The following is a 9930-nucleotide window of genomic DNA, read 5'->3' as shown; positions in this document are numbered from 1 at the left end:
ATATACAAAATTAACAAAGTTGAGCCAACAATCATTAGTAATTCTCGGAATTGAATCATCTTGTGATGATACTTCTGCTGCTATTCTCAAAGATGATACCATTTTATCTAACGTGACGGCAACCCAGGCGATCCATGAACAATATGGTGGCGTAGTCCCTGAATTGGCCTCGCGTGCGCATCAACAGAATATCATCCCGGTAGTTGACGCAGCCCTAAAAAAGGCGGCTCTGACACTTAAAGATATCGATTTAATCGCATTTACACAAGGTCCGGGATTGATGGGTTCATTGGTGGTGGGAACTGCATTTGCCAAATCACTGAGCCTGGCGCTGAACAAACCGATGGTTGCGGTCCATCACATGCATGCGCACATTCTTGCACATTTCATCAATGAAGGAGTTCCTGTTCCGGGTTTTCCGTTTATTTGCATGACCGTTTCGGGCGGGCATACGCAACTGGTGCGGATTGATTCCCCGACTGAAATGGTTGTTTTGGGAAGTACAATCGATGACGCAGCCGGAGAAGCTTTCGACAAAACTGCAAAGATTTTGGGTTTCCCCTATCCGGGCGGGCCTTTGATCGACAAATATGCCAAAGAAGGAAATCCGAATGCGTTTTCGTTTGCAAAACCACAGGTGGAAGGTTACAACTTCAGCTTCAGCGGGCTAAAAACTTCCGTGCTTTATTTTATCCAAAAAGAAGTGGCCAAAAACCCGAATTTCATTGAAGAACATAAAGCGGATCTGTGTGCATCGATCCAGTCCACGATTTTGGAAATCCTGTTCCGGCAGTTGCGAAAAGTATCAGCTGATACGGGAATCAAAGACATTGCTATAGCAGGCGGTGTTTCTGCCAATTCCGGGTTGCGGGCCAAATTGGCTGAAGAAGGCCAAAAACTCGGCTGGAACGTGTTTATTCCCAAGTTTGAATACTGCACCGATAATGCAGCAATGATAGCCATTGCAGGAAAATTCCTGGCTGAAAAACAACAATTTGCCACCCAGGAAGTGAGTGCCAACGCCCGATTACCTTTTGCAAGACCATGAAAAAAGTTGAACTTCCCAAAGCATTTGTTGAACGCGTCAGTAAGGACCCGTTTTTAGGAGATTCGCTGCTTCAGGCTTTGAATGAAGAACAACCCGTTGCGATCCGGATCAATTCTTCCAAAGGAAGTTCGGTTTTCAATGGTTTGGAAAAAATTCCTTGGTCACAAAACGGATTTTACCTTCCCGAACGGCCGGTTTTTACACTTGATCCGCATTTTCACGGCGGCAGGTACTACCCGCAGGAAGCAGGTTCTCAATTCATCGACAGCATATTGCGGCAACTGGAACTTCCGGATGAGCCGGTAATCCTTGATTTGTGCGCCGCTCCGGGAGGAAAAAGTACATTGATCGCAGATTTTCTCCAGGGAAAAGGCTTATTGCTTGCCAATGAAGTCATCCAGGGACGATCCAAGATACTGAAGGAAAATCTCACCAAATGGGGTGCGAAAAACTCCCTGGTGAGTAACAATGACCCCCAAGATTTCGACGGATTAAAAAACACGTTTGATTGCATCCTGATAGATGCTCCGTGTTCCGGGGAAGGTATGTTCCGCAAAGACCAGGAAGCACGCAATGAATGGTCGGAAGAATCCGTGAATTTGTGTTCAGCGCGGCAAAAACGCATCGTCATGGATGTATGGGATTCGTTGAAACCACGGGGCTTTTTGATTTATTCGACCTGTACGTTCAATGCGCAGGAGAACGAAGACAATGTGCGCTGGATCCTGGAACAAACCGATTCACAAATCCATTCGATAGACCTTCCTTTTGCAAGACCGGGACGAGACGGAACCGGGTATTATGCACTTCCCTCCGAATTGAAAACGGAAGGATTTTATGTTGTTGTCATTCAGAAATTGGGTGAAGAACGCATTCAAAAGAACAAATCGCGCAAAAAAAGTGCACTTACACGCTTAAAACGGGAAGCCTGGTACAATGAATGGATCAATGATTCGAAATCGGAACTCATTCAGTGGAACAATTACGTATTTGCGATTCCGGAAGGGTTTTCCGAATTGGTGGAAACGCTGCATTCCCAGCTGCGGATAATCAAATTAGGCACTGAACTGGGAGAACTTTCCCGCAAAGGACTGATCCCGAATGAAGCGCTGGTTTTCGACGCAGGTATTTTATCCGGAAAAATTCCGGATATTCCTTTGACACAGGAACAGGCATTGCACTACCTGAAAGGCGAAACATTTAACCTGGAAGGAAAACCGGGATTTAACACCGTTTCATTTGAAGGGACGAAATTGGGATGGATCAAACACCTGGGAAACCGTTTCAACAATTTGTTTCCCAAAGAATGGCGGATCCGGATGCGGATCGATTAACGCTTGGGGCGAAAGAATTCCATTTTTCCTTTCTTCAGATCTCCCAGAAAAATACTCGATTCTCCGAGTTTTTTTCCGAATCTGCCTGTATTCTGGTGTAGGAGCAATAATTCTCCGTTGGGGCGAACTTCTTTTACAACCGCGAAATGCTTTTCCATTTCCTCGAAATACTTTTGCCCGTTCTGGATCCCGCCGAATTTCACTCCTTTAAAAGCAATGATATCTCCCGGAGAAACACATTCTTTTTTGTAATCATAAGGAGTTCCGAATACATCGTAGCCATTCCAGTCGGCATGAGTTTCATTCAAAGCCAGGCTCAAAACATCCCAGCACTCGCCCCGAAGAATTTTCTGTCCCGTGTACGGTTTTAAAAGGTTCAATATCTCTGCATTCAAAGCCGGAACGGAATCACAGCGTTGAATCTTTTGTGTCTTTCCATGGAAAGAAAACACGAGAGCAAATGCCAGAATGCTTAAATATTTCATGTTGCTTGTGAATGTTGTTAAACCTATAATACATTAAATATAGAAAAGTTAAAAGGCAATTTGATACTGAAGTACCAACATATTTTTTCGTGTCTTCTGAATAGCTTCTCCCAATGCATTGTTTTCGAAAACAGGCCTGTTCTGTAAACCTAAAGACAATTTCGCCCCGTGCGTTCCGTGAATCAGCCAATTGATACCGGCTTCACACATGACCGAAGGATCTTTCAATGCCTGGAATCGGGAATACTGAACTTCCAGGTAAGGCATCAGCGTTCCATTGTCTTTTGCAAACAGATCATCCTTTAATTTGTAACCTACTTGTGCAAATAAAATATTCCCCGTTCCCATCATCGGGTAATTGACTCCCGGGCCATTCAGCGATGCTTCTGCATTTACCCCGTTTGCAGGATTCATTCCGTTCAGCATCCGCAGATAATTCTTCCCGTAATCGAAATAATTATAGGCTGCATATGCATTCAATGCCGCTCCTTTTTTTCCTACCGGTAAATCCAGGAAAATATCTGCTCCCACCAACAATAAAGCTGTCCTGCTTGTGTCGCCGGTTTCTGTGGTATGCCACATGGCCCGGTTTTGATGCATCCATCCGACTCCCAGGTTCAGCAATTTCTTTTTCCCCAGGTACGTTCCGCTCATATAGGGATTCGGTGTTGTTTCGGTATCAAAAAACTGCCAGAACAAATATCCCGAAGTTTGTGCTTCCGGTGCTTCTGTGCTGAAATTTGAATTTGCGCTAATCGGAGGAATGGCCACCGTGCTATTTCTAACCGACATCGGTCTTGATAAGGCAATGCGGTAATTCAACCGCGAAATTTCTCCTTTCAGGTAAACCGATGGTTTTCGCCCGAACTGATCATTTATTCCGTTCGTTGCCTGCTGATAAATGGGGGCGTCCAATCCCATGATATTTGCTACTGCAGGTGCCGAAAAGCGGGAAACTCCTCCCCAGGCAGTCAAACCCATACCTATTTGCAGTTGTTTGGCAATTCTGAATTCTGTAATGGCATCGTGGAGGAAAGCTCCGGTATGTCTTGGCTGCAGGAAACTGAAATTATTCTGTCCGAATTGCGTATAGAAATAAACGCGGTTGGTCAGTTGCCCGAAAAGCTGGATACGCCATCTTCTGATCCCGATGTCTCCCAAATCGGATTTAGGTGTCCCGTCAATCGTTGTTCCCGGGTTCAATTCGGAATACCTGGCCCAGGTTTGCGCCGTAAAAGTGGCTTTGATATAGCTGGTCCCGGATTTATTGAAATTCAGCTTCAATTCCGGAATCACAATCCTGCTCGAATCCTTTGTTTGGGCATGAATGCTTATGGAGCATACTAACAATTGCAATACCGCCAAAAAGTTCTTCATATTCATTTTTGTTTGATGGAGCAAACAAAAATAAGCATGACAACACAGCTTTTCACGCTAAAACCCGGATTTATTCAAAAAACAAACCCCGAAACTGCTCGTGCAGATCGGGGTTCCTGATTTATATATTAAAGTAGCCGGTAATACTATTTGAGAATATTGATGGCTCCGTTGAACGTTCTCTTGGTATCTGTATAAATGTCTTTCACACGTGCAATCCAGGAATAAGCTCCGGCCTGAACAACCTTACCGTTGTAGGTTCCGTCCCAAGCTGCATTCGGATCGTGCGTTTCCCAAATAACTTCTCCCCAACGATCAAAGATCATCAACTCAAAATTATACTCATCAATTCCCGAAACAAAGAATTTCCATGTTTGGTTAAATTCATCCCCGTCAGGCGTAAATGCATTCGGAGCGTAGAAAATGATGTCACTGTTTACCGTCAATACTCGTTCTATGGTATCGATACATCCTTCTGCCGTTTCAACGATCAGCTGAATCGGATAGGTGCCTACCACACCTTCCGGATAATGGAAGGTCGGACTTTCATACGTACTGTTATTCGGAGTTGCTCCCGGAGCACTCCAGGTCCAGTTCACGACTCCCGGACTGGATTTATCCTGCATTTTTACAACTGTTTCAAAAATGGTTGTCGGGTTTGCAGACATGGTAAAGTCAGCCACAGGGTTTGCGATCACATTGGCAATTCCCACAAAAGTGCTGTCGGTGATACAACCGCGTGTTGACGTAGCAATCACACTGATCGTATAGATTCCTGCAGCTGTGTAAGTGTAAGTAATATTGGAATCGCCGTAGAAAACTCCCATATCACCATTCCCGAAGTCTACTATTACCGAATCGATCTGGTCCTTATTGTCTGAATTGTTCAGGAATACAAACTCTCCCGGAAGACAGGAATAAGGTACATTGGAAACATAGTTCGGTCTGATTGCCGGAGGGAAAGTAATCGTCATACAGGAATCAGTACTTGGCGAACCACAAGTTTCAGTCAGTTCCACACAATATTGAGTGGCGGAAACTTCCGGGTCAACCGTCATGGATGTTCCCGTTCCGATAACCGTTCCGTTCTCTTTCCAGGTGAATGTATAATACTGGCTTCCGTTACCACCCGTTCCCTGAACGTTCAATACAATGGAAGCTTCCGGACAAATGATCGTATCAGGAGTCAAACTGGTAATCTTCAGCGCCACCGGCTCACCGATCGTTGCTGTTGTTGTGATCACACAGCCATTCGCATCTGTAATTGTTACGGTATGTGTTCCTGCATACAGATCGTTCGCCAACGGACCTGTAGAAGCCGAAGCATCCCAGGAATACGTATACGGAGCCGTTCCGGCAACAACACTTACTTCAATTATACCATCGTTTGCACTGTTACAGGTTGCATCCTGCTGGTTCACAATGGTGGATACCATTCCCGGAATTTCGGAAACGATTACTTCAACCGTATCGGTACAACCTGTCGACTGGGAAGTTGTCACAACACAGTGATAAGTTCCTGCCGTTAATCCGGTTGCTGTTTGCGTTGTTTGTCCGCCTGCGTCATACCAGTTATAGGAAACCACTCCCAGCGGTGGAGTCATTGTTGCAGTTGCGGTACCGTCATTTCCTCCCGGACAACTCACTAAAGTCGATGAGCCGCTGAAAGTAGCATTGGTATTCGGAACATTCACATTGATATTCGCGCTGCACCCCAATGCATCCGTTACATGAACCGTATAAGGACCTGAAACCAGGTTGGTTGCCGTTTGGGTAGTTTGTCCTCCCGGTGTCCAGGAATAAGTAAACGGTGCTGAACCTTGTGTCGTATTCACCGTTGCCGTACCGACACCTCCGAAACAATAATCTGTGGTTGCGGTAGTTGTGCCCGTTACCACTTGTCTGGTAATAAATGTGGTATCACTCACCCCACCCACGGCGGCATTACACGCAGAAGCAGTCAAATAATACCCGGTAGTTCCCGGTGGAACGGTCGTAATATTTAAAACTCCTCCGTTATACGGATACAATCCACCGGTTGTACTTGCCCATTGGATAGAGTTGTTTGACGAAGAAGTAACTGTATAATACTGAACGGTAGCTACCGAATAACTAGATGTATTTCCCGGTGCGATCGGTGTAAAACGTTTTCCATCCTGGTTTGCGGCCCAAACGCTGTTATTTCTTCCCGGTGTAATGGTTGCAACTGTTCCGGCTGCATTTTCAAGCCCCTGGATGGCCAAGCCTCCGTTCCAGCTTGCACAATTGGGTTTTTGACCGATCATCATGTCGATCATATTGCTTGTTTCGTAAAACACCAATGCTCCGTAGTAACAGGTATTCAAACAAGAGAATGCGTTTACACTTTCGAACAACACTACGAATTTTCTGTTTGGTGCGGTTCCTATAGTCTGGTATTTAATCGGGCCAATTGGCGGCTGAGACGGGTTAATATCAGAATAAAAGAGCATCGCAGAATTTCTTGCTGTTGTCAAACCAGTGTTAGGAAGCGTTCCCATACCAACCAAACTCCACGGACATCCCGCGTTTGCATTAGTTGCGTTAAAGCTTACCAAACCGTTTGATCCGATGACGCAATTGGTATAGTTCGTTCCATAAAAATTGAAGGTAAAACCCATCGGAATCAACCCTGAAAACATATCATCCGACAATTGGGGAATTGTCACCGGGTTGTCCAAAGTAATTCCATTACCCAATACAGGTCCGCCCCCACCACAGTTTGTTATCTGAACCGTTTGACCGGCACAAACCGTAGCATCCTGCCCCAGGCATAATGTTACCTGAGCATTTAATACACTGTTTGAAAGAAACAACAACGTACATATTAATATTATCCTCTTCATAATTACCTTATTGTGTTGTTTTTAAAACGATTTTTTTAATGTCAGGTTGCTTTAAAATGTCGATAAAACGTAAAAATCAACGGATAAATTACCAAAACAACGAAAATAAAACACATTTATTTCATCCATGGATAACAGGCCCTTTATGGAATTGAGCAAGTCATTGACACAACAATGATTTTCCGGTAAAAAAGTCAAAAAAAAAGAATCCCGCCCCGGCTATGCCGAGACGGGATTCCCTGATTTATATATTAAAGTAGTTGGTATTTACTTAATAATCGTGATGGATCCGTTGAAAGTTCTTTTCGCATCCGTGTAGAGTTCTTTCACCCGGGCAATCCAGGTATAAGCTCCTTCACGAACTTTCACTCCGTTATACGTTCCATCCCAGGTTGAGTTTACATCATGTGTTTCCCAGATGATTTCCCCCCATCGGTCGAAGATCAGCAATTCAAAATTGTATTCATCGATTCCTGAAACGAAGAATTTCCATGTTTGATTGAATTCATCCCCATCCGGAGTAAATGCATTCGGTGCATAGAAAATCACATCACTGTTTACCGTCAGTACGCGTTCAACCGTATCGATACATCCTTCCGGAGTTTCAACGATCAATTGAATCGGGTAAGTTGCTACAACGCCTTCCGGGAAGTGGAATGTCGGATTCTGGTAAGTACTGTTGTTCGGATCGGAACCCGGTGAAGACCACGTCCAGTTCACCACATTCGGACTCGATTTATCCTGCATTTTTACAACCGTTTCAAAGATGGTTGTCGGATTGGCTGACATGGTGAAATCAGCTACCGGGTTTGCAATGATGTTTGCAATTCCCGGATAAGTACCTGTCGTTACACAACCCAATTCAGAAACCACAACAACATCGATCGTATAAATTCCTGCAGCCGTGTATACATAGTGAATACTGTCATTTCCGTACACCACACCTTCGTCTCCGTTACCGAATGTAACCATTACCGAATCGATCGGGTCATCGTAATCAAAATCCACCATGTTTGCAGTATCTAAATAGAATACCAAATCTCCGGGTAAACAAGAGTAAGGCTTATTCGCCCTGTATAGTGCGTTGATCGGCGTAGGGAACGTAATGGTCATACATGAATCAGCGCTTGGTGAACCACATGCTTCAGTCAATTCCACACAGTAAACCGTTCCTGTTGCATCCGGATTAACCGTAATGGACGCACCTGTTCCGATAACTGTTCCGTTTTCTTTCCAGGTAAATGTATAATTGTTGTTCAATGGTCCATTACCACCTGTTCCCGCAACAGTGATTGTTGTTGAATCTTCCGGACAGATAATTTGATCCGGTGTCACATAAGTAACCTGTAAAGCCGGAGGTTGTGCCAGGCTATCACTTGCTGTAATGATACAACCGTGAGAATCCGTAATAGTTACAGTACTGATTCCGACATACAAGTCATTTGCTGTGCTGCTTGTTGAAGCCGAATGATCCCATGAATAAGAGTAAGGAGGTGTTCCCTGAGCTACAGCAACTGTTAACACTCCGTCATTTCCGGAATTACAGCTTACAGGAATGTTTTGTGTGAACGTCGAAGTCATTCCCGGGATTTCTGTTACTGTTACGTTTACAGTTCCCGTACATCCGATATTGGAAGTAATCACGCAAGAATAAGAACCTGCAGATAACCCTGTTGCTGTTTGTGATGTCTGGGAAGCCGGATCATTCCATGCATAAGACAATGTACCGACTACCGGAGCCATATTAGCCGTTGCAGTACCATCGGCACCACCGGGACATGAAACCAATGTAGAAGTAGCCGAATATGAAACCGGATTAGCATTCACTGTTACTGTTACCGTTCCGGTACATCCGTTTGACAGGGTCACGTTACAAACATAAGTTCCCGGTAAAAGTCCCGTCGCCACTTTTGTTGTTTGAGCAGCCGGGTCATTCCACTGATAAGTCGCAGTTACACCTGCACTTGTAGGGTTTCCGGGAATAGCATAGTTTGCAGTAGCCGTACCGTTGTGTCCCATAGGACAAGAAGCATTGGTAGTTGTTCCGCTGAAAGCTGCATTGATATTTGAAACGGTAACGGTTGCTGTTGTAGGAGGAACCGGCTGACCATTAGCCGGGTTATTACTGGAAGTAACCGTAACAGTATAAGTACCCGGAGGAACGTTATTTACTGTTTGCGTTGTCGGGTTTCCCGGAATGTTCCAGGAATAAGTATATGGTGCAACTCCGCCGTTTGGAGTTACGGTAACAGAACCTGTTGCCTGGTTACAGGTAGCAGGAGTTGAAGTTGCTGTAGCATTAAAGTTAATCCCGTTACAGTTAACCGTTCCGGTAGAAGGGGTACTTGTACTAGGCTGCAAACTGATTGTTCCCGGGGAACCGCTGAAGTTTGTAACCAATAGAATATATACCTGTCCTGCAACTGCACCACTGATATCCACATATTCCGTGGAAGAAGCAGAATAAGAACAGTCAACAGTCGGAGTATTAGGCCCGATCGGACAACCGGCTGCAACACTTGAATAAGGTCCGTATAATGCGAAATCCACATCAATACCTGAACCGCTGCTGGTTGTTTGTGTTAATACTAAGTGAATGCTTCCATTGGAACCAATGGAAAACGCCAGCCAGTTTGCATTAGGTGTAGATCCTAAACACTGGAAGCTTCCCATACTTGCAACACCTGTAAGGCTTGAGTAAGAACCGGAGGTTGAACATCCTGCCTGGTTACAGTTTGCTCCCGGGGCAAGTTGCGCAAGTACACTCAAATTCATTAGCAGGCCTAGTGACAGTAATGTATGTTTAATTGTTTTCATATTCA

6 protein-coding genes are annotated in these 9930 nt (G+C 44.8%); 2 read left to right on the top strand and 4 right to left on the bottom strand.

Annotated elements, in window-relative coordinates; translation table 11 throughout:
- The first annotated feature begins 19 nt into the window (after positions 1–19).
- Both tsaD and ABDW02_RS01810 read left to right on the top strand, forming a co-directional pair.
- A complete protein-coding gene (tsaD, locus tag ABDW02_RS01815; protein ID WP_343631566.1) occupies positions 20–1048 on the top strand; it encodes a tRNA (adenosine(37)-N6)-threonylcarbamoyltransferase complex transferase subunit TsaD in 1029 nt (342 codons plus the stop codon).
- Positions 1045–2382, top strand: coding sequence for a hypothetical protein (locus ABDW02_RS01810; RefSeq protein WP_343631564.1), 1338 nt, complete (start codon positions 1045–1047; stop codon positions 2380–2382). The genes tsaD and ABDW02_RS01810 overlap by 4 nt, the downstream gene beginning before the upstream one ends.
- Here the strand turns inward: ABDW02_RS01810 and ABDW02_RS01805 are convergent.
- The 4 genes from ABDW02_RS01805 to ABDW02_RS01790 all read right to left on the bottom strand — a co-directional run bounded on the left by ABDW02_RS01805 (position 2379) and on the right by ABDW02_RS01790 (position 9925).
- Positions 2379–2867: a hypothetical protein gene (locus ABDW02_RS01805; RefSeq protein WP_343631562.1), complete on the bottom strand. Its 489-nt coding sequence runs from the start codon at positions 2865–2867 to the stop codon at positions 2379–2381. The genes ABDW02_RS01810 and ABDW02_RS01805 overlap by 4 nt on opposite strands.
- Positions 2868–2915: 48 nt before the next feature.
- A complete protein-coding gene (locus ABDW02_RS01800) occupies positions 2916–4244 on the bottom strand; it encodes a hypothetical protein (protein ID WP_343631560.1) in 1329 nt (442 codons plus the stop codon).
- Positions 4245–4390: 146 nt separating this feature from the next.
- Positions 4391–7108 (bottom strand): gliding motility-associated C-terminal domain-containing protein, encoded by a 2718-nt coding sequence (locus tag ABDW02_RS01795; protein WP_343631558.1) that lies wholly within the window; start codon positions 7106–7108, stop codon positions 4391–4393.
- A 267-nt stretch (positions 7109–7375) separates the two neighbouring features.
- Positions 7376–9925 carry a gliding motility-associated C-terminal domain-containing protein gene (locus tag ABDW02_RS01790; RefSeq protein WP_343631556.1) on the bottom strand — a complete coding sequence of 850 codons (2550 nt, stop codon included), beginning with the start codon at positions 9923–9925 and terminating at the stop codon, positions 7376–7378.
- Positions 9926–9930 lie beyond the last annotated feature (5 nt).

The organism is Fluviicola sp. (assembly GCF_039596395.1).
GTDB lineage: Bacteria > Bacteroidota > Bacteroidia > Flavobacteriales_D > Crocinitomicaceae > Fluviicola.
The sequence above is the reverse complement of the archived record's forward strand: the minus strand, read 5'-3'. Positions and strand labels throughout refer to the sequence as shown.